Source organism: Paenalcaligenes sp. GW821-LYS-B07-1 (assembly GCF_058803365.1).
Window position 1 is genome coordinate 3,502,262 of sequence record NZ_CM179516.1, and the last position, 21,968, is coordinate 3,524,229.

The window sequence follows — 21,968 nt, forward strand, 5'->3', positions numbered from 1 at the left end:
ACAGTCATGCCGTCTACATAGACTGGCTTTACTACTCAGCATTCTTTTCAGCCCCCACAAACAACAACCCCCTGTACTCGAAAGTAGCAGGGGGTTGTTGATGCAGTCTATAGACAGCTAACTAGGATTATTCCTCGTCGCCTGTGTCTACCGATGCAGAGGCTTCAGGTTCCGTTGAAGCAGTTTCTTCAACATCCATGAATGGATTGTTGTCGCTCATGAACGGGTTTTCCTGTGCACGTGCTGCCTGACGCTCAGCCAGTTCGAACACTTCCTTGTTGTGGCGGGCATTGTGATATGCCATACCTGTACCAGCAGGAATCAAACGACCAACGATCACGTTCTCTTTCAGACCACGCAGTTCATCACGTTTACCCATGATGGCTGCTTCGGTCAGTACTCGTGTGGTTTCCTGGAAGGAAGCCGCAGAAATGAAGGAGTCTGTGGACAGAGAAGCTTTAGTAATACCCAGCAATACGTTTTCGTATGTTGCTGGGATCTCATCTTTAGCAACTACTCGGTCGTTCTCATTCAGCAACTCGGAACGTTCTACCTGTTCACCAGTAATGAACTCAGTATCACCAGCATCAGTAATGTGAACACGACGCAGCATCTGGCGAACAATCACTTCGATGTGCTTATCGTTAATCTTCACACCCTGCAGACGGTAAACGTCCTGCACTTCGTTAACGATGTAGCTAGCCAACTGCTCAATACCTTTCAAACGCAAGATATCGTGCGGATCAGCTGGGCCGTCAACAATGGTTTCACCCTTGTTCACAACTTGGCCGTCGTGTACCAGAACCTGTTTCTCTTTAGGAATCAGGAACTCGTGACTTACGCCTTCCAAGTCAGTGATGATCAGACGCTGCTTACCTTTGGTGTCTTTACCGAAGGAAACCGTACCAGTAACTTCTGCCAGCAAGCCAGCATCTTTTGGTGAACGAGCTTCAAACAGTTCAGCCACACGTGGCAGACCCCCGGTAATATCGCGAGTTTTCTGGGATTCCTGAGGAATACGAGCCAGAATTTCACCCACACCCACCTGCTGCCCGTCACGCACTGTAATCAGCGCGCCCACTGGGAAGGAGATGTTTACCATGTGGTCTGTACCCGCAATCTTGATCTCTTCGCCTGCTTCATTCAGCAGTTTGATCTGCGGACGTACGGATGTTTTACCACCGCGAGTCTTAGGTGTAATCACCACCAATGTAGACAGACCAGTAACTTCGTCAACCTGACGAGCTACAGTTACGTTCTCTTCGATGTTTTCGAAGCGTACGGAACCGGAGTACTCGGACACGATTGGACGAGTCAATGGATCCCAGCTAGCGATACGTTGACCTGCTTTAACGCTTTCACCATCCGCCACGGCAATGTTCGCACCGTAAGGGATTTTGTGGCGTTCACGTTCACGACGGTTGTCATCATAAATGATGATTTCGCCAGAACGGGAGATAGCAACTTTCTCGCCTTTTCCGTTGGTCACATAGCGCAGGCCAATGGCAAAGCCAACTTGACCAGCAATTTTGGTTTCCACTGTGCTGGTTGTTGCTGCACGAGACGCCGCACCACCGATGTGGAACGTACGCATCGTCAACTGTGTACCAGGTTCACCGATGGACTGAGCAGCGATAACACCCACTGCTTCACCACGGTTAACCAACACACCGCGACCCAGGTCACGACCATAACAATGTGCACATAGACCATGACGTGTTTCACATGTCAGTGGTGTACGGATCTTGACTTCGTCAATACCCAGCGCATCGATCTGCTCAACTTTGTCCTCATCCAGCAATGTGCCGGCAGGGATTGCAGTTTCTTGTGTATCAGGGTTGATGATGTCAGTAGCTGCCACACGACCCAAAATACGATCGCGCAACGCTTCAATAACTTCACCACCATCCAGTACCGCTTTCATGGTGTAACCGCTGGAGGTACCGCAATCGTCTTCAGTGATCACCAAATCTTGGGTCACGTCTACCAGACGACGAGTCAGGTAACCAGAGTTAGCCGTTTTCAGCGCCGTATCAGCCAGACCTTTACGAGCACCGTGAGTGGAAATAAAGTACTGAAGTACGTTCAAACCTTCACGGAAGTTCGCGGTAATAGGTGTCTCAATAATGGAGCCATCGGGCTTAGCCATCAGACCACGCATACCAGCCAACTGACGAATCTGTGCTGCGGAACCACGAGCCCCGGAGTCAGCCATCATGTAAATAGAGTTGAAAGACTCTTGACGGACTTCATCCCCGTGACGGTCAATCACTGGCTCAGTTGCCAGTTGTTCCATCATGGCTTTACCAACGCGGTCACTGGCTTTACCCCAGATATCTACCACGTTGTTGTAACGTTCCTGTGCAGTCACCAGACCGGACGAGTACTGTTTATCAATCTCTTTAACTTCGTTACCGGCTTGCTCAAGGATTTCAGCCTTGACGGTAGGCACCACCATGTCACGCATAGAGATGGAAATACCACCACGCGTAGCCAGACGGAAACCAGACTGCATCAATTTATCAGCGAAAATCACTGTAGCGCGCAGACCGCAACGACGGAAAGACATGTTGATCAGCTTAGAGATCTCTTTTTTCTTCAAAGTCTGGTTCAGAACTTTGAAAGAAAGACCGTGAGGCAGAATCTCGGACAGCAAAGCACGACCAACGGTGGTTTCAAAGCGTTGCAGCCTTTCAACCCACTCACCTGCTTCGTTTTTCTCGTACTCAGGCAAACGCACGGTTACGCGCGATTGCAGCTCAACTTCATGGTTGTCGTACGCACGCTGAACTTCAGCAACGTTGGCGAAGAACATGCCTTCACCTTTACCGTTGATGCGATCACGCGTCGCGTAGTACACACCCAGCACGATATCCTGAGAAGGAACGATAGAAGGTTCGCCGTTAGCTGGGAACAATACGTTGTTCGATGCCAGCATCAAAGTACGCGCTTCTAACTGAGCTTCCAAGGACAACGGCACGTGTACCGCCATCTGGTCACCGTCAAAGTCAGCGTTAAACGCCGCACACACTAAGGGGTGCAACTGAATCGCTTTACCTTCAATCAGCATTGGCTCAAAAGCCTGAATACCCAGACGGTGCAATGTAGGTGCACGGTTCAGCATCACTGGGTGTTCACGAATCACTTCTTCCAGAATATCCCAAACTACGGGTTCCTGATTTTCAACCATGCGTTTGGCGGCCTTGATGGTCTGCGCCAAATCCATTTTTTCCAGACGGTTGAAAATAAAGGGCTTGAACAGCTCCAGCGCCATCAATTTTGGCAGACCACACTGGTGCAGTTTCAATTGTGGACCCACAACGATCACGGAACGACCGGAGTAGTCAACACGTTTACCCAACAGGTTCTGACGGAAGCGACCGCCCTTACCTTTAATCATGTCAGCCAAGGACTTCAATTGACGCTTATTAGCGCCAGTCATGGCTTTACCGCGACGGCCGTTATCCAGCAGCGAATCTACGGACTCTTGCAGCATACGTTTTTCGTTGCGCAGGATGATGTCCGGAGCTTTCAGTTCCAGCAGGCGTTTCAGACGGTTATTACGGTTAATGACGCGACGATACAAATCGTTCAGGTCAGAAGTCGCAAAACGGCCGCCATCCAGTGGTACCAAAGGACGCAGTTCTGGAGGCAACACTGGCAGCACTTCCAAGATCATCCAGTCTGGTTTGATACCAGACTTCTGGAAACCTTCCAGCACTTTCAAGCGCTTGGAAATTTTCTTGATCTTAGCTTCGGAGCCAGTGGCTTTCAGTTCAGCACGCAGAGTTTCTACTTCTCTATCGATGTCGATAGTACGCAGCAACTCACGAACAGCTTCCGCACCCATCAGGGCTTGGAAGTCGTCGCCGTATTCTTCTGTTTTCGCGTAGTAATCGTCATCAGACATGATCTGACCGCGTTTCAGCGGAGTCATGCCTGGCTCGATCACGCACCATGCTTCAAAGTACAGTACACGCTCGATATCGCGCAGAGTCATGTCCAGAACCATACCCAAACGGGAGGGCAAGCTCTTCAGGAACCAGATGTGCGCAACCGGGCAGGCCAACTCAATGTGGCCCATGCGTTCACGACGTACTTTGGATACGGTTACTTCAACACCACACTTCTCGCAGATTACGCCGCGGTGTTTCAGTCGCTTGTACTTGCCGCACAAGCACTCGTAGTCTTTTACTGGGCCAAAGATTTTGGCGCAGAACAGACCATCGCGCTCAGGGCGGAAAGTACGGTAGTTAATCGTTTCTGGCTTACGGACTTCACCGAAAGACCAGGAGCGGATTTTCTCAGGAGACGCGATACCGATGCGAATCGCATCGAATTGGTCATCCTGAGAGACCTGTTTAAAGAGATCGAGTAGCGCTTTCATTATTTACGCTCCAAATCCATGTCAAGCGACAAGGATCGAATTTCCTTGACCAGAACGTTGAATGACTCCGGCATACCGGCATCAATCACATGATCGCCCTTGACGATGTTCTCGTAAACTTTGGTACGGCCAGTGATGTCATCAGACTTCACAGTCAACATTTCCTGCAACGTGTAGGCTGCACCGTAAGCTTCAAGTGCCCAAACCTCCATCTCCCCGAAACGCTGGCCCCCGAACTGTGCCTTACCACCCAGCGGCTGCTGAGTAACCAAGGAGTACGGACCAGTGGAACGAGCGTGCATCTTGTCGTCAACCAAGTGGTGCAGTTTCAGGTAGTGCATGTAACCTACGGTCACAGGACGCTCAAACTGTTCACCAGTACGGCCGTCGAACAAAATCACTTGAGTACGGCTGTTGGCCAATTGCATTTTCTCGGCTACGTCATCTGGGTAAGCCAATGCCAACATCGTTTGGATTTCGTGCTCAGTTGCACCGTCAAATACCGGAGTAGCCAGAGGCACACCGTTGCGCAGGTTATGCGCCATGGAGATCAACTCAGCGTCAGTCAACGAAGCGATGTCTGCATGTTTGCCAGTGGTGTTGTAGACTTTTTCCAGGTAAGCGCGCAGCTCAGCAACTTGATAACCTTTCTCGTTGCTCAGCATTTCGTTAATACGATCGCCCAGACCTTTAGCAGCCCAACCCAAGTGAACTTCCAACACCTGACCCACGTTCATACGTGAAGGCACACCCAGAGGGTTCAGCACGATGTCTACAGGAGTACCATCAGCCAAGTGAGGCATATCTTCTACCGGTACGATGCGGGAAACCACACCTTTGTTACCGTGACGACCAGCCATCTTGTCACCAGGTTGCAGACGACGTTTAACAGCCAAGTACACCTTAACCATTTTCAGAACGCCAGGAGGCAACTCATCACCTTGGGTGAGTTTCTTGCGTTTTTCTTCAAAGGCCAGGTCGAACTGGTGACGTTTCTGTTCCAGAGAGTCTTTGGTATGTTCCAGAACCAGTGCGTGCTCTTCATCAGCCAAGCGGATGTCGAACCACTGCCAGCGATCTAGATCAACCAAGTACTCAGCAGTGATTTCACTGCCTTTAGCCAGACGACGTGGACCACCATTCACAACCTTACCGGTCAGGAATTTAGCAGTACGGTCGAAGGCATCGTCTTCCACGATACGCAACTGGTCATTCAAGTCTTGACGGTAACGACGCAGCTCATCATCGATAATGGACTGTGCACGTTTATCGCGCTCAATACCTTCACGAGTGAACACCTGAACGTCGATCACAGTACCTACCATGCCGGATGGCACGCGCAGGGATGTGTCTTTCACGTCAGAGGCTTTTTCACCGAAAATCGCACGCAGCAGTTTTTCTTCTGGTGTGAGCTGAGTTTCGCCTTTAGGCGTTACTTTACCAACCAGAACGTCATCTGCACGCACTTCAGCACCGATATACACAATACCGGAGTCATCCAGACGGTTCAGCTGAACTTCGGACAGGTTGCTGATATCGCGTGTGATATCTTCAGGTCCCAGCTTGGTGTCACGAGCAACAACCGTCAACTCTTCGATGTGCACCGAAGTGTAGCGATCGTCAGCCACAACTTTCTCGGAGATCAAGATCGAATCCTCGAAGTTGTAACCATTCCAGGTCATGAAGGCAATCTTCATGTTTTGACCCAGAGCCAATTCACCCAAGTCTGTAGACGCACCGTCAGCCAGAACGTCACCACGAGCCACTACGTCACCACGTTTTACGATAGGACGTTGGTTAATGTTGGTGTTCTGGTTAGAACGTGTGTATTTAGTCAGGTTGTAGATGTCTACGCCCACTTCACCCGCAACGTTTTCGTCATCGTTTACACGAATAACCACACGCTCAGCGTCCACGTAGTCTACCAAGCCGCCACGAGTGGCCATCACGGTAGTACCCGAGTCAACTGCAACAGTACGCTCAATACCGGTACCGACCAGAGGTTTCTCTGGACGCAAGCACGGTACAGCCTGACGTTGCATGTTGGCACCCATCAGCGCACGGTTAGCATCATCGTGCTCTAGGAACGGGATCAGTGAAGCAGCAACGGACACGATCTGTGAAGGAGCAACGTCCATGTACTGCACGTTTTCTGGTGCAGTCATCAGCGTTTCGCCCGCTTCCCTACATGCCACCAGATCATCCACAAAGCGGTGATCGTCATCTAACTCGGCGTTAGCCTGAGCGATGATGTAGTTGCTTTCTTCAATAGCCGACAGATACACGATCTCGTCGGTAGCCTGACAATCCACAACTTTACGGTAAGGAGTCTCTAGGAAACCATACTCGTTCAGACGCGCATACAGCGCCATGGAGTTAATCAGACCAATGTTTGGACCTTCAGGCGTTTCAATCGGGCACACACGACCGTAATGGGTTGGGTGCACGTCACGAACTTCAAAGCCTGCACGCTCACGAGTCAAACCACCAGGGCCCAGAGCGGATACACGACGTTTGTGTGTAATCTCGGACAGAGGGTTGGTCTGATCCATAAACTGGGACAACTGGCTTGAACCGAAGAACTCTTTAACCGCAGCCGAGATAGGACGCGAGTTGATCAAGTCGTGAGGCATCAGGTTTTCGCTTTCAGCTTGACCTAGACGCTCTTTCACGGCGCGCTCAACACGTACCAAACCAGCACGGAATTGGTTCTCAGCCAACTCACCAACACAACGTACACGACGGTTACCCAAGTGATCGATATCATCGATCTGGCCAATACCGTTACGCAGATCTACCAACAGTTTGATGGTGTCTACGATGTCTTCGTCGGTCAGTGTAAGTGGACCTTCAATGCTTTCGCCACGGCCCAAACGGCTGTTCACTTTCATGCGGCCAACGCGAGACAAATCGTAAGTCTCGTCGCTGTAGAACAGGCGTTGGAACAGCGCTTCAACCGCTTCTTCGGTTGGAGGCTCACCAGGACGCATCATGCGGTAAATTGCCACACGTGCTGCCATCTGGTCTGCTGTGTCGTCAGTACGCAGTGTCAGAGAGATATAACCGCCCTGATCCAAATCGTTGACGTACAGAGTTTCCAGCTCACGGATGTTTGCATCGCGAGCTTCGGCCAAAATGCCTTCAGTGATTTCGTCGTTTGCCTTAGCAATGATTTCACCTGTTTCTGGATTAACCACGTTCTTGGCCAAGGTGCGGCCCAGCAGGTAATCTTCAGGAATGGAGATGTAATCAATCTTGGCATCTTCCAGCTGACGCAGGTGACGGGCATTAATACGTTTGTCTTTTTCAACAATAACGTTGCCATCGCGATCGGTCACGTCGAAACGCGCCACTTCGCCACGCCAGTGCTTAGCCACGAATTGCAAGCGACCGCCTTCACCCAACAGTTCGATGTGATCGAACTCGAAGAAGTGCGCCAAGATGGCTTCAGGGGTCATGCCGATAGCTTTCAGCAAGATACTGACAGGCATCTTACGACGACGGTCAATACGGAAGAACAGGATATCTTTTGGATCGAACTCGAAATCCAACCATGAACCACGGTAAGGAATTACACGAGCTGAGAAAAGCAATTTTCCAGAGCTATGAGTTTTGCCCCGATCATGCTCAAAAAACACCCCAGGTGAACGGTGTAGCTGCGATACAATGACACGCTCAGTACCATTGATCACAAAAGAGCCGTTGTCAGTCATCAAAGGCATTTCGCCCATGTAGACTTCTTGCTCTTTAACTTCTTTGACTGTGGGTTTACTAACTTCGCGGTCCATAATCACCAGTCGTACCTTGGCACGCAAAGGCGATGCATAGGTCAGACCACGCATTTGGCACTCTTTCACGTCAAATACGGGCTCACCCAGCGTGTAGCTGACGAACTCCAGACGTGCCATGCCATTGTGGCTTACGATAGGGAAAATGGAATTAAACGCTTCTTGCAGACCTTCCGACTTACGTTCAGAAGAAATTGTTTCTCGTTGAAGAAACGTTCTGAAAGAATGTAGCTGGGTCGCCAGCAAATAAGGAACCTGCTGTACGTCTTCACGTTTGGCGAAGCTCTTGCGTATGCGCTTTTTTTCGGTATACGAATAAGGCATGAGCACTCCGACTCAAGGGTTACACGGGCCGTCAACCACGACCCTGGTTTACGACTCTAGAGAACCTGACTCAAGTAATAAAACTAGCTTACTAAAATCACAGGTTTTCTAGAGACGCGAAAGCCCGGGAAGGCAAAAAAGACACTTCCCGGGCATGTACTAAAGTCTTACTTAAGTTCGACTGCAGCACCAGCTTCTTCAAGCTTTTTCTTGGCGTCTTCAGCGTCAGCTTTGGACAGACCTTCTTTAACGTCTTTAGGAGCGCCGTCAACCAGGTCTTTAGCTTCTTTCAAGCCCAAGCCAGTCAATTCACGCACAACTTTAATAACGCTAACTTTGTTTGCGCCAACTTCTTTCAGGTGTACTGTGAACTCTGTTTGTTCAGCAGCAGCTTCGCCGCCTGCAGCAGCAGGAGCAGCAACTGCAACAGCAGCAGCAGCAGCGGATACACCAAATTTCTCTTCCATGTCCTTGATCAGTTCGGACAACTCGAGAACAGTCATGTTTGCAACTGCATCGAGGATTTCAGCTTTAGTAGCCATGTTTCAACTCCAGATATTAGATATAAATGCCAGGTTTGGGTATCGTCCGATACAACAAAATTCCCTAAGGAAAGTAGCGCAATTATGCAGCTTCTTTCTGATCGCGTACGGCCGCCAGGGCACGTGCGAACTTAGTTGGAACTTCGTTAAGCGTACGCACAAATTGCGTGACAGGTGCTTGCATCGTGCCAAGCAGTTTCGCCAACAACTCTTCGCGAGAAGGCATTGTTGCCAATGCTTTAACGCCGTTAACATCCAGCAGGCTATTAGGCATAGCACCGCCTTTGATGACCAACGCGTCGTTAGTTTTAGCGAAATCTGACATGACTTTTGCCGCTGCAACTGGGTCAGTACTGATGGCGTACATCAGAGGACCAACCAGTTGGCTAGACATATCTTGGAAAGATGTGTCTACCAATGCACGGCGAACTAACGTGTTTTTCAAAACACGCAGATACACGCCCGACTCACGCGCTTTTTTGCGCAATACGGTAACGGAAGCGACGTCCAGACCACGATACTCAGCGATAATGATCGATTGTGCCTGTGCTACTTGAGCAGCGACATCTTCGATAACTACCGCTTTCTCTTCACGATTGAGACTCACGGTTTGAACACTCCTATAAAGATGTCCGGACTTCTCCGGGACATCAACCGAATGCGGCGCACCTGGTCGAGTTTCTGAAGTAGAAATTCTTCCGCGGGCGCCGTCTACGTTGGATGGGATAATCCCGATTAAGGTTGCACAACACAGTTGTACAAAGCCTCCAACGGTCTTTGACAGCAGTAGCTGCTATATCAGCCAGCTACGCCCAAAGTTCTGTTTTGCTTTTCTGCTAGCGATTAAGCTTGCAGAGTAGCGATATCTACACGAGCACCGCCGCCCATTGTGGACGATACGGCTACTTTACGCATGTACACACCTTTAGCTGCAGCTGGACGAGCTTTGTTCAGCGCGTCAACCAAAGCTACCAGGTTTTCCTGCAACTTAGCTGTGTCAAAAGAAGCACGGCCAATCGTTGCGTGGATAATACCTGCTTTGTCTGTACGGTATTGGATCTGACCAGCTTTAGCGTTTTTCACAGCTGTAGCAACGTCAGGAGTTACTGTACCAACACGTGGGTTTGGCATCAGACCACGTGGGCCCAATACTTGACCCAGCGTACCAACGATACGCATTGTGTCTGGGGAAGCAATAACTACGTCGAAGTCCATTTGGCCAGCTTTAATTTGCTCAGCCAAGTCTTCCATACCAACGATTTCAGCACCAGCTGCACGAGCTTCTTCAGCTTTCTCGCCTTGTGCAAAAACGGCTACACGCACGCTTTTACCTGTACCGGCTGGCAGAACTACGGAGCCACGAACCAATTGGTCGGATTTACGAGGGTCAATACCCAGCTGAACAGCAACGTCTACTGACTCGTCAAATTTGGCAGTTGCCGTTTCTTTGATCAGGTTCAGCGCGTCGGAAACAGGGTACAGCTTGTTGCGATCGATTTTGGCAGCAATAGCTGCTGCGCGTTTGCTCAATTTAGCCATGACTGATTACACCCCTTCCACGATAACGCCCATACTGCGTGCAGTACCAGCAATGGTACGTACAGCAGCGTCCATATCTGCAGCAGTCAGATCTGGCTCTTTGGTTTTGGCGATTTCTTCGGCTTGAGCACGTGTCAGCGTAGCAACTTTGTCTACGTTAGGACGAGCGGAACCGCTTTTCAGACCAGCAGCTTTCTTGATCAGAACAGTTGCTGGTGGAGTTTTCATGATAAAAGTGAAACTTTTATCAGCGTAAGCAGTAATAACAACTGGAATTGGCAGACCTGGCTCTACTTGCTGAGTCTGGGCATTAAATGCCTTACAAAATTCCATGATGTTCAGACCACGTTGACCCAGTGCTGGACCAATTGGTGGCGATGGGTTTGCTTTACCAGCTGGAACTTGCAGCTTGATAAACCCGACGATTTTCTTCGCCATGATGTACTCCTTGCGGGTGATAGTGCTATGTCAGATGACGTAGCTCCCCGGGGTTAAAAATCAAGTCTTATCGACTTGGTCAAAATCCAGCTCTACAGGTGTGGAACGGCCAAAAATGGTAACCGAAACACGAACCTTGCTTTTTTCGTAGTTAACTTCTTCTACGTTGCCATTGAAATCAGCAAATGGGCCTTCTTTAACACGCACCATTTCACCCACTTCAAACAACGTTTTAGGACGTGGCTTCTCGCCGCCCTCTTCCATTTGCGACATAATTTGTCGCACTTCACGCTCAGGAATTGGTGCCGGACGGTTACCAGAACCTCCCAAGAAACCACTTACACGGTTAGTGCTACGCACCAAGTGCCAGGTCTCATCGGTAAGATCCATTTCCACCAGCACATAGCCAGGGAAAATACGTCGCTCAGTAATTGTTTTTTTGCCGTTCTTTACTTCTACGACTTCTTCGGACGGGATAAGAATATCACCAAAAGCGTGCTCAAGCTCGGCACGCTCAATCCGCTCTTTCAACGCTTTCTGCACACTTTTTTCCATACCGGAATAAACGTGTACTACATACCAACGTTTGCTCATGTGTGCCCTTTATTTCCAGCCTAAGAACAGGCTATAGATGACCCACTCAAGGCCTTTATCAATCAACCAGAGCAGAATAGCCATTACCGTCACGAACAGGAACACAATACCTGTCATTTGGGTAGCTTCTTTACGAGATGGCCAGTGTACGCGTCGGACTTCTTGATAGGAATCGCGAGCAAAACCAATCAATCGCTTGCCAGTTTCGCTTAGGAACACAATGAGGGCTGCCACGATTAGGGCGCCCACGAAGACACCAACCCGTACAAAAGCGGATTGCCCCTCTAACAAGGAGTAACCAACTATGCCAGCAGCGAGCACTAACACTGCAAGGCCCAGCTTTAGACGTTCTGGACCACGATTTACGGTTTCTACGTTGGTATTCGACATAATCCGACGATTAGACGTCACCAGAGTGTGACGAGTGACTGGGTGGCAGGGGCAGAAGGAATCGAACCCTCAACCTTCGGTTTTGGAGACCGACGCTCTGCCAATTGAGCTATACCCCTATACCTTGAAAACCGGTATGCATGAAACCCATACCGATAAGTGCAAAGAGGAATAATACCCTCTTTTGCACTTTTTGGCTACTACTTTATTTAATAATTTTGGCTACAACGCCAGCACCAACAGTACGGCCACCTTCGCGAATCGCGAAACGCAGACCTTCTTCCATAGCGATAGGCGCAATCAGCGACACTGTCATGGAAATGTTATCGCCTGGCAGAACCATTTCTTTGTCTTCTGGCAGTTCGATAGTACCGGTTACGTCAGTTGTACGGAAGTAGAACTGAGGACGGTAGCCTTTGAAGAATGGTGTGTGACGACCGCCTTCTTCTTTGGACAGAATGTACACTTCAGCTGTGAAGTCTGTGTGTGGCTTGATTGAACCTGGTTTAGCCAATACTTGACCACGCTCAACGTCTTCACGTTTAGTACCACGCAGCAATACACCAACGTTATCGCCCGCTTCACCTTGATCCAACAATTTACGGAACATCTCTACGCCCGTGCATGTGGATTTTACTGTGTCGCGAATACCAACGATCTCGATCTCTTCACCAACTTTAACGATACCACGCTCGATACGGCCAGTTACCACTGTACCGCGACCGGAGATGGAGAATACGTCTTCTACTGGCATCAAGAATGCGCCGTCTACAGCACGTTCTGGTGTTGGGATGTAGCTGTCCAGAGCTTCGGCCAAAGCCAATACTGCTTGGCTACCCAATGGGCCTTCGTCGCCTTCCAGTGCCAACTTAGCGGAACCTTTAACGATTGGTGTGTCGTCGCCTGGGAAATCGTAGTTCGACAACAGCTCACGAACTTCCATTTCTACCAGTTCCAACAACTCTTCGTCGTCAACCATGTCGGCTTTGTTCAGGAACACGATGATGTAAGGAACACCAACCTGACGGCTCAACAAGATGTGCTCACGTGTCTGAGGCATTGGGCCGTCAGCTGCGGACACTACCAGAATCGCGCCATCCATCTGCGCTGCACCAGTAATCATGTTTTTAACGTAGTCAGCGTGACCTGGGCAGTCTACGTGTGCGTAGTGACGTGCAGGTGTTTCGTATTCTACGTGAGAGGTGCTGATGGTAATACCACGAGCTTTCTCTTCAGGTGCTGCGTCGATTTGCGCGTAGTCACGTGCTTCACCGCCGTATGCTTTTGCCAAAACCGTGCAGATCGCTGCGGTCAGAGTGGTTTTACCGTGGTCAACGTGACCAATTGTACCTACGTTGACGTGCGGTTTAGTCCGTTCAAACTTGCCTTTAGCCATGGCAGACTCCTGAAGGGAATAATGCAGAGAATAATGAGATGATTGTGGTGCCCATGACGCGAATCGAACGCGTGACCTCTCCCTTACCAAGGGAGTGCTCTACCCCTGAGCCACATGGGCACTTCTTTATCGAGTATCGATAAACTTGGAGCGGGTGAAGGGGATCGAACCCTCGTCTTAAGCTTGGAAGGCTTCTGCTCTACCATTGAGCTACACCCGCAGGTGATCCGTCTACACCCATACAAAAGCCTGTTGCTCTTGCATATAAATATGGTGGTGGGAGTAGGATTCGAACCTACGTAGGCGTAAGCCAACAGATTTACAGTCTGCCCCCGTTAGCCACTTGGGTATCCCACCGTTTAAAGCGAACTTCGTATTATGGACATGTTTAGAATGTAAGTCAAGCACCTGACGAATCTAAGTGACTTGTTATTACCACATACGAAGCATGCTATTGTGCACGGTCTATAAAGCTAAGTCAATAAAAATGGCGGACATTTTGTACATTTATGTCCGCCATCTGCATAAAAGCATAGAAAACGCTTAGAAGTAGGTCAGACCGATAGAGATAATCACACCAGTGACAAACAACTGGATCAAGCAGAAGCCCATGATGTCTTTAGCTTTTAGGCCTGCAATCGCCAATACGGGCAATGCCCAGAATGGTTGCAGCAGATTAGTCCATGCATCGCCCCATGCTACAGCCATCGCTACGCGAGGCATATCAGCACCTAAGGCTTGTGCGCTGGCAATCACTACAGGTGCTTGTACAGCCCACTGACCACCACCGGATGGCACAAACATGTTCACCAAACCCGCACTCATGAAAGTCCAGAACGGCAAGCTGTCTACCGTTGCAAAGGATACGAACCAATCAGACAAGGTTTTAGCCAAACCTGAATCCACCATGATGGCCATAATCCCAGCGTAGAACGGGAATTGGATAATGATCCCTGCCCCACCCTTTACAGCCTCATTCAGTGAGTTCAGCAAATTACGAGCATTCCCGTGCAACACAATAGCCAAGAACAAGAAAGTGAAGTTAATCACGTTCAGGTTCAAGCCACCTTGTTTGATCACATAATAGTTGAACAAGTATGCCAAGCCGGCAATACCGATCAACATCGCGAGAATGCTGCTATTTTCTAAGCGTGCTGCAGGACGGTTGTCTGCTGCATTTGCTGCTTGTTCTTGAGCCTTGGCATCTTGCTCCAACAGCTCAGGTGAGATGTATACGCTTTCTTCCTCAGAAGGCATCATCAAACGGTTAACCAACGGTACAACGATGAACAGTGCCAGAACAATCAGCAGATTGAATGTGGAAAAGATAGTTTCGCCAGTACCGATAATGCCGATTTTGCTTGCTTGGAAGTGACCTTCGGTAGCGATAGTTAGCGGTACCGAACCTGCCAAACCACCATGCCACACGATAAAGCCTGAGTAAGCACTTGCCACTAATAGTCGATAGTCTACTCGTACCTTTTTCGCAATTTCTTTAGCAAAAAGAGCACTCACCACCAAACCAAATCCCCAGTTGATCCAGTCAGCAATCAGCGCAACGAAAGTAACCAGAATAATTGCCGCACCAGGACTACGTGGCAACGAAGCAAGCGCCGACAAAATAGCTTTCACTGCTGGGGTACTTGCCAGCATGTAGCCAGCCATCAACACCAACAGCATTTGCATGGTGAAAGACAGCAAGCCCCAGAAGCCATTACCCCATATATCGATTACCTCCATGGGAGTTTTACTTTCACTCCACATGGCGGCAACACCTGCTACTAAGGTCAGAATTACAACAAAGATATAAGGATCTGGTAAATAACGCTCAACCAGCCTTACAGAAAAACGAGTAATGGATTTAAACATTCAGATACTCCAAAAAAGTATTGTGCGAATTTCAATCCTTAGCCGTTTTTCTGCCTATCAGTAATAACCCTTGGTCTCTTGTTAAGCTTGATCTAAAATTTGTTGTAATCCTTGTTTTTCCAACAAACTATTCAAATGCTCCCAGTCGTGGAAAGCAATCTGCAATTGGCCTTTATTTTTTGCGCCAACCTTAAGCACAACTTTAGTACCTAAGTGTTCAGACAATACTCGCTCTACACGTTGAATATCACCATTTTTTTGTGTAGAAGGCGATTCACGACTATCTTTATCGTTTTCTTCTGCTTCACGCAGCGTCTTGGCCACTAGCTTTTCGGTTTCGCGCACCGATAAGCGCCTAGCAATTACTTCATTTGCCAACATGATCTGGGTTGCTGGGTCAGTAGCCAGAATGCTACGAGCATGCCCCATATCAATATCACCCGCCAACAGCATGATTTGTACTGGCTCAGCCAGATTCAGCAAACGTAGCAAATTGGTGGTAGTAGAACGAGATCTACCAATGGCTTGAGCAGCTTGCTCATGAGTCATTTCAAACTCTTCCAACAACCGTTTCACTCCGTGAGCTTCCTCAAGCGGGTTTAGGTCTTCGCGCTGGATATTTTCGATCAACGCCATAATGGCAGCATTTTCATCAGCCACTTCGCGTATTAATACTGGAACTTTATCTAAGCCAGCTAATTGCGCGGCACGGAAACGGCGTTCCCCCGCAATAATTTCATACTTCCCTTTTTGTTTGCCTTTTAAAGGTCGAACCAAAATGGGTTGCATAATGCCTTGAGTACGAATGGATTCAGCCAACTCATTTAAGGCACCTTCATCCATACGTGTACGAGGCTGGTACTTACCAGCAATCATTTCTTTAACGTACAGTTCAGAACCCGGTGCGGTGCTGACTTCTTTACCTAGGCTACCAATCACATTTGCATCTTCACCCAGTAATGCATCCAGGCCTCTGCCCAGCCCTTTAGGCTTACGTGTTGCCATGATGAATCCTTTTATTCTTTATCAACCTAATATTACGCAGCACTTTTTGCGCTTTTCTTCAGCTGCTTCACTAGTTCTTTGCCGAACTCTACGTATGCTTTAGCGCCACGTGAGTTTTTGTCGTACACAGTACCAGGCATACCGTGACTAGGAGCCTCAGCAAGCCGCACATTGCGCGGAATAACTGTTTTGAATACCCTGTCACCAAAGTGCGCTTCAATTTGCGCTGAGACCTGCTGTTGCAGCGTCACGCGAGCATCAAACATCACACGCAATAACCCAATAAGCTGCAGCTCAGGATTAATGTTGCGATACACACGCTTAATGGTGTTCACCAGGTCAGACAGACCTTCTAAGGCAAAGTACTCACACTGCATGGGAATAATCACACCATGTGCACTGACCAAACCATTTAACGTCAACAACGAAAGCGTTGGCGGGCAATCAATCAAAATGATGTCGTAGTCTTCAGAGGACTCTTGCAATGCTTTTTTTAGTTGTTGCTCACGCTCTTGCATCTGAACGAGGTCGATTTCGGCACCAGAGAGCTCTCTATTGGCCGGCAAAACATCGTAACCACCTGATTCTGAACGTTTTTTTGCTTCAGAGACCTTGTTTTGGCCTATCAATACCTGGTAAATATTGATGTCAGCTGCATTTTTATCAACGCCACTGCCCATCGTAGCGTTTCCTTGAGGATCCAAGTCTATTAACAGCACTTTTTTCTTCAGAGCAGCCAAGGCTGCCGCTAGATTAATCGCTGTCGTTGTTTTTCCTACGCCGCCCTTTTGGTTCGCAATACAAAAGACGGAGGCTTTTTCTTTTTTGGCAGAAGCAACAGACATGCTCAAGACCCTTTACGTTTTAAATAAACTAAACAACGCTGGGCGTCCAATTCAGGAACGTCTAACGCTTCTATTGTCTCTACCACCCAATCGGTTTCTTGTTCCAATTGGTTGATTTCCTCTTCCGGCTGTTTTCCCTTCATCGCCATGATACAACCCTGTGCGGACACATGACGACCTGCCAATGTGACAAAATCAGTCAAGGATGCAAAAGCGCGTGAAATAACCACGTCGGCCTCATAGCAATCCCCTACTTCTACACGCCTATGAGTAGCTGTCAGATTGGGCAATTCCAACACAGCAGACATTTGACGCACAAATGCCATTTTCTTTTCCACAGCATCTACACAGGTAATGTTCCACGTGGAACTCGCCACAGCCAACACTACCCCTGGCAAACCAGCACCGGCACCCACGTCTACAATACGCAGTGATTCTTTTTTTTGTTGTTCCATATACCGCGTCATCGCAGGTACTACTGAGAGACTATCAAATATATGCTGAATCAACATCTGCTCTGGATCACGCAAAGCAGTCAAATTATAAGTTTTATTCCAACGCTGCAATTGAGCGATGTAACGCAGCAATTTTTCTTGCTGCGCTTCACTCAATGCTACGTCTAGCGCATTACAGGCTGAGAGCAGCCTTTGAGAGAAATCCATTACGACTGTTTACTTAAATGTTTGGCAAGCGAGTGCCGTTTCAAATATACCAATAACAAAGAGACTGCCGCTGGCGTAATGCCAGAAATACGGCTAGCTTGGCCTACAGTGGTTGGCTTCGCTGCATTGAATTTTGCCAATGCCTCGTTAGACAGGCCTTTGACCAAACTATAGTCCATATCCTCAGGGATAGGCTGGTTTTCAAAACCTGCTTGTCTTTCAATTTCGATTTTCTGTCTAGTCACGTAACCGGCATACTTCACTTCAATCTCTACTTGATGACGCAGCTCTTCATCAAGTTCAGGATTGTCTTGCAAAATACGTTCTTGATCTACGCTGACTAACTGCAGTAAGGATTCATAGCGTACTTCAGGGCGTTTCAACAAATCATAAAGATTGTACTCACGCTCTATGCCTTTCCCTAAGACTTCGCTCAATGTTTCACGTGGAACAAGTCTGGGGTTAACCCACGTTCCACGTAGTCGTTCAATTTCTTGAGCCAACGCATCACGCTTACGATTGAAAGCATCCCAACGCGCGTCATCAATCAGCCCTAACTTTCTACCCGTCTCAGTCAATCGCTGATCCGCGTTATCTTCACGCAAACTTAGTCTGTATTCAGCGCGCGAGGTAAACATACGGTAAGGCTCAGTCACACCGCGGGTAATCAAGTCGTCGACCAACACACCTATGTAGGCTTCGCTCCGTTGTGGTGTCCACCCATCTAGACCACGGATTAATTGCACTGCATTTAATGCCGCCAACAAACCTTGAGCCGCAGCTTCTTCGTATCCAGTTGTACCGTTAATTTGACCAGCAAAGAACAAACCACGAATCGCTTTGGTTTCCAATGTGGGTTTCAATGCACGTGGATCAAAGTAATCATACTCGATGGCATAACCAGGGCGCAGAATTCTAGCGTTTTCCAAACCGGGGAGACTGTGGACAATTCCTAGCTGAATATCAAACGGCAGGCTTGTGGATATCCCATTAGGATAAATTTCTGTACTTGTAAAACCTTCAGGTTCCAAAAATACTTGATGGCTAGACTTGTCAGCAAACTTGTGAATTTTGTCTTCGATAGAAGGACAGTACCTTGGGCCTACACCTTCGATAGTACCTTCAGGACTATACATAGGTGAACGGTCTAAACCCGAACGGATAATGTCATGTGTTTTGGCATTGGTGTGCGTAATCCAGCATGGCAATTGTTTTGGGTGCATAGCGGCATTACCCATAAACGAAAATACCGGCACAGGATTGGTATCACCATGCTGCTCTTCCAATTGGGAAAAGTTAATGGTGGTTGCATCAATACGTGGAGGTGTACCTGTCTTTAATCTACCTTGTGGTAGTTTCAATTCTTTTAGACGTTCGGCTAATGTAATCGCTGGAGGATCTCCTGCTCTACCACCGGAGTAATTTTCCAACCCTACGTGTATACGACCATTCAAAAATGTACCCGCAGTTAGTACTACTGCCTTGGCTTTAAACCTAACGCCAATCTGCGTAATAGCACCTACAACTTTATCCCCTTCTAGGATCAAGTCATCCACAGGCTGTTGGAATACCATTAGGTTTTTTTGATGCTGCACCATCTGACGAATGGCAGACCTGTACAAAGAACGATCGGCTTGCGCACGGGTAGCTCGCACAGCTGGACCTTTAGACTGATTCAGAATCCTAAATTGAATCCCAGCTTTATCAGTGGCCAGTGCCATTGCCCCACCTAAAGCATCTACCTCTTTTACCAAATGCCCTTTGCCAATCCCACCAATAGAAGGATTGCATGACATTTGACCCAACGTGTCCATGTTATGTGTGAGTAAGAGTGTAGAAGCCCCCATCCTAGCAGCAGCCAATGCGGCTTCTGTTCCAGCGTGGCCACCACCAACGACGATCACATCAAATTCGTCTGGATAAATCATTCTTGTATCTACAAAAAAACGTAAAAGATCATTATACGACTGCGTATTGCTTATTTTGTTTCAAAAACCTTTTTACTTGCAGTATCTTTAAATTTGTACGCATCTACCACAATGTTTCACGTGGAACATAAAACAAAAAAGTGTTCCACGTGAAACACTCATTGGTTGTACAGATGTACTTTGCCCACACTACATCCTCTCCCGATGTAGGACTCATGTTTAGCGCATATAGTTATAACAATGTGTAGGCAGCAGATCGCTTAAGATTTTGATAACAAATTTTCTAGTGCATACAAAATGAATATCGTCTCTAAACTCCCAGATGTGGGAGTGACTATTTTTACTGTGATGAGTCAGCTAGCAACAGACCATCAAGCTATCAATCTTGGGCAAGGTTTCCCAGACTTCAATACAGATAAAGCATTATTGGATGATGTCTATGAGGCAATGCTTCAAGGCTACAACCAATACTCGCCCATGAGTGGTCATCCTCTACTGAAAAAAGCCATCACAGAAAAAACACAGCTTCTTTATGGTTCTGACTATGACCCTAATACAGAAGTGACAGTGACCAGCGGTGCAAGTGAAGCACTAATGAGCAGCATTCTTGCTTTTGTACATCCCAATGATGAAGTGGTCGTCATTGAGCCATTTTATGATTTGTACTTGCCTGTCATTAAATTGGCGGGGGGTATTGCAGTTCCTGTTTCTATGGAAGCCCCAAGTACATCTGAACAAAGTTTCAGCATTGATTGGGACAAAGTAGAAAAAGCCATCACCAATAAGACGCGTATGTTAATTATCAATACGCCTCATAACCCTACTGGTGCCATACTGAAACCAGAAGACTTAGACGCTTTAGAAAAAATTGTCGCTAAGTGGAATATTTTGATTTTGTCAGACGAGGTGTATGAACACCTGGTTTTTGATGGAGCTAAACACTTAAGCATGGCTACTAGGCCTGCACTGAAGAAAAATTCCATCATTGTTTCTTCATTTGGTAAAACGTTTAGTGCTACAGGTTGGAAGATAGGCTACTGTTTAGCTCCGCCAGAGTTAAATACTGAAATTCAAAAAATCCACCAGTTTTCAGTGTTTTCTGTACCTACCCCGTTGCAAGTAGGTTTAGCTGTGTACATGCGTGATACTAATACCTATTTAGACCTGCCTAACTTTTATCAACAAAAACGTGATCAGTTGTACCAAGGGTTACGTAATACTCCATTTACTCCCTACAAAAGTGAAGGCACATTTTTCTTATTGGCTTCATATGAGGGATGGTCTGACAAATCTGAACTCGAGTTCAGCAAATGGTTAACCACCGAATATGGTGTAGGGGTGATACCTGTTTCAGCGTTTTATCGAAATCCTGAATCTAAAGAAGCAAACCAAAATCTCATACGATTCTGTTTTGCAAAACAAGGGCAAACCTTAGCTACAGCCTTAGAGCGTTTACCTAAGAAATAATCCTTCCACAGTTCATTCACATCGTCCCCTATCAAGTTTTTGGTAGGGGATTTTTTATGCACAGGCTTCAAGTGTAAGGAAGCAAATAGCAAAAGACAAGGCTGCTTTGGCCTGTGCAAAGAGTGCATGATGTTAGTAGTTATTCACTAATATTTATATATATTTGGTAGTTAGTATAAGGGGTGTGGATAACTAGGATAACTCTGTGTAGCCCTTATTCTATGCACTTCTACAGAGTTTTCCACCACAGGCAAAACTGCATAAGTCTAGGTGTATAGATTGGGCATAAAAATAAGGATCTCTGTAAACAGTCAGGTTATCCAACAATCATCCACAACTAATCCTCAAGTCCTCGCTCTAGGGCTTATCCACAGAAAATATATTTGCAGTCACGTGTACCTAAAACAACGTTAGGTTTTCAGTAAAGACCATCTTGAAAAACTGTTGTCAAAAGGATGCTTTCAAAAAAAAGTTCGGCAGCTCTTTCCTATTGATGTTGTTAACTATCATATATATCTATAGATGATTAATAATGGGTGTCTGTGGATAAGTGGTACAATCGCTTGAAAGCCTGATTATTCAACGCTTTAACCTATATTTTTGCTTGTTGATGGCTGAGCGTTTTGTTGAGGATGGTTTCTGGATAATTTTTGTGTATAAGTTTCAGACCCAAGTTAAGCCTTTTCACTCCACAACTTATCCACAAGCACTTCCCCTGCAACTATCCACAGGCCTTGTTCCTCAAGAGCCTTGCAGCGACATTGTTTAGATCAACATGTGCAAGATATACTCGC

General features: G+C 47.6%; 15 protein-coding genes and 4 tRNA genes. 1 reads left to right on the forward strand and 18 read right to left on the reverse strand.

The window, feature by feature from the left end:
* Positions 1–127: 127 nt before the first annotated feature.
* The 18 genes from rpoC to mnmG form a co-directional block, all read right to left on the reverse strand.
* Positions 128–4,387 carry a DNA-directed RNA polymerase subunit beta' gene (gene rpoC / locus AC3QL0_RS16755; protein ID WP_493009467.1) on the reverse strand — a complete coding sequence of 1,420 codons (4,260 nt, stop codon included), beginning with the start codon at positions 4,385–4,387 and terminating at the stop codon, positions 128–130.
* A complete protein-coding gene (rpoB, locus tag AC3QL0_RS16760; protein ID WP_493009468.1) occupies positions 4,387–8,499 on the reverse strand; it encodes a DNA-directed RNA polymerase subunit beta in 4,113 nt (1,370 codons plus the stop codon). The genes rpoC and rpoB overlap by 1 nt, the downstream gene beginning before the upstream one ends.
* Before the next feature lie 167 nt (positions 8,500–8,666).
* Entirely contained in the window at positions 8,667–9,041 is a 375-nt protein-coding gene (gene rplL / locus AC3QL0_RS16765; protein ID WP_135863573.1) for a 50S ribosomal protein L7/L12, read from the reverse strand.
* Between the two features lie 82 nt (positions 9,042–9,123).
* Positions 9,124–9,648 carry a 50S ribosomal protein L10 gene (rplJ, locus tag AC3QL0_RS16770; RefSeq protein ID WP_493009469.1) on the reverse strand — a complete coding sequence of 175 codons (525 nt, stop codon included), beginning with the start codon at positions 9,646–9,648 and terminating at the stop codon, positions 9,124–9,126.
* A 236-nt stretch (positions 9,649–9,884) separates the two neighbouring features.
* Positions 9,885–10,580, reverse strand: a complete 696-nt coding sequence (rplA, locus tag AC3QL0_RS16775; protein ID WP_430224059.1) for a 50S ribosomal protein L1 — start codon at positions 10,578–10,580, stop codon at positions 9,885–9,887.
* A gap of 6 nt (positions 10,581–10,586) precedes the next feature.
* Entirely contained in the window at positions 10,587–11,018 is a 432-nt protein-coding gene (gene rplK / locus AC3QL0_RS16780; protein ID WP_493009470.1) for a 50S ribosomal protein L11, read from the reverse strand.
* 60 nt (positions 11,019–11,078) lie between these two features.
* A complete protein-coding gene (gene nusG, locus AC3QL0_RS16785; RefSeq protein ID WP_430221970.1) occupies positions 11,079–11,612 on the reverse strand; it encodes a transcription termination/antitermination protein NusG in 534 nt (177 codons plus the stop codon).
* Between the two features lie 9 nt (positions 11,613–11,621).
* Positions 11,622–12,002, reverse strand: coding sequence for a preprotein translocase subunit SecE (gene secE, locus AC3QL0_RS16790; protein ID WP_135867103.1), 381 nt, complete (start codon positions 12,000–12,002; stop codon positions 11,622–11,624).
* 43 nt (positions 12,003–12,045) lie between these two features.
* Positions 12,046–12,121, reverse strand: a tRNA-Trp gene (locus tag AC3QL0_RS16795).
* Positions 12,122–12,207: 86 nt separating this feature from the next.
* Entirely contained in the window at positions 12,208–13,398 is a 1,191-nt protein-coding gene (gene tuf / locus AC3QL0_RS16800; RefSeq protein ID WP_493009462.1) for an elongation factor Tu, read from the reverse strand.
* A 45-nt stretch (positions 13,399–13,443) separates the two neighbouring features.
* Positions 13,444–13,518 (reverse strand) — tRNA-Thr (locus AC3QL0_RS16805).
* A 26-nt stretch (positions 13,519–13,544) separates the two neighbouring features.
* Positions 13,545–13,618 (reverse strand) — tRNA-Gly (locus AC3QL0_RS16810).
* Positions 13,619–13,669: 51 nt separating this feature from the next.
* Positions 13,670–13,755 (reverse strand) — tRNA-Tyr (locus AC3QL0_RS16815).
* A gap of 186 nt (positions 13,756–13,941) precedes the next feature.
* A complete protein-coding gene (locus tag AC3QL0_RS16820) occupies positions 13,942–15,267 on the reverse strand; it encodes a short-chain fatty acid transporter (protein ID WP_493009471.1) in 1,326 nt (441 codons plus the stop codon).
* Between the two features lie 81 nt (positions 15,268–15,348).
* Positions 15,349–16,272, reverse strand: a complete 924-nt coding sequence (locus AC3QL0_RS16825) for a ParB/RepB/Spo0J family partition protein (protein WP_493009472.1) — start codon at positions 16,270–16,272, stop codon at positions 15,349–15,351.
* Between the two features lie 32 nt (positions 16,273–16,304).
* Positions 16,305–17,117, reverse strand: a complete 813-nt coding sequence (locus AC3QL0_RS16830; protein WP_493009473.1) for a ParA family protein — start codon at positions 17,115–17,117, stop codon at positions 16,305–16,307.
* A gap of 2 nt (positions 17,118–17,119) precedes the next feature.
* Positions 17,120–17,779, reverse strand: a complete 660-nt coding sequence (gene rsmG, locus AC3QL0_RS16835; protein WP_493009474.1) for a 16S rRNA (guanine(527)-N(7))-methyltransferase RsmG — start codon at positions 17,777–17,779, stop codon at positions 17,120–17,122.
* The gene (gene mnmG / locus AC3QL0_RS16840) at positions 17,779–19,707 is read right to left on the reverse strand and encodes a tRNA uridine-5-carboxymethylaminomethyl(34) synthesis enzyme MnmG (protein WP_493009475.1); all 1,929 of its coding nucleotides are present in this window, start codon (positions 19,705–19,707) and stop codon (positions 17,779–17,781) included. The genes rsmG and mnmG overlap by 1 nt, the downstream gene beginning before the upstream one ends.
* Before the next feature lie 297 nt (positions 19,708–20,004).
* Here mnmG and AC3QL0_RS16845 point away from each other — a divergent pair, with 297 nt between their 5' ends.
* Positions 20,005–21,174 (forward strand): methionine aminotransferase, encoded by a 1,170-nt coding sequence (locus AC3QL0_RS16845; RefSeq protein WP_493009476.1) that lies wholly within the window; start codon positions 20,005–20,007, stop codon positions 21,172–21,174.
* The last annotated feature ends 794 nt before the right edge of the window (positions 21,175–21,968 follow it).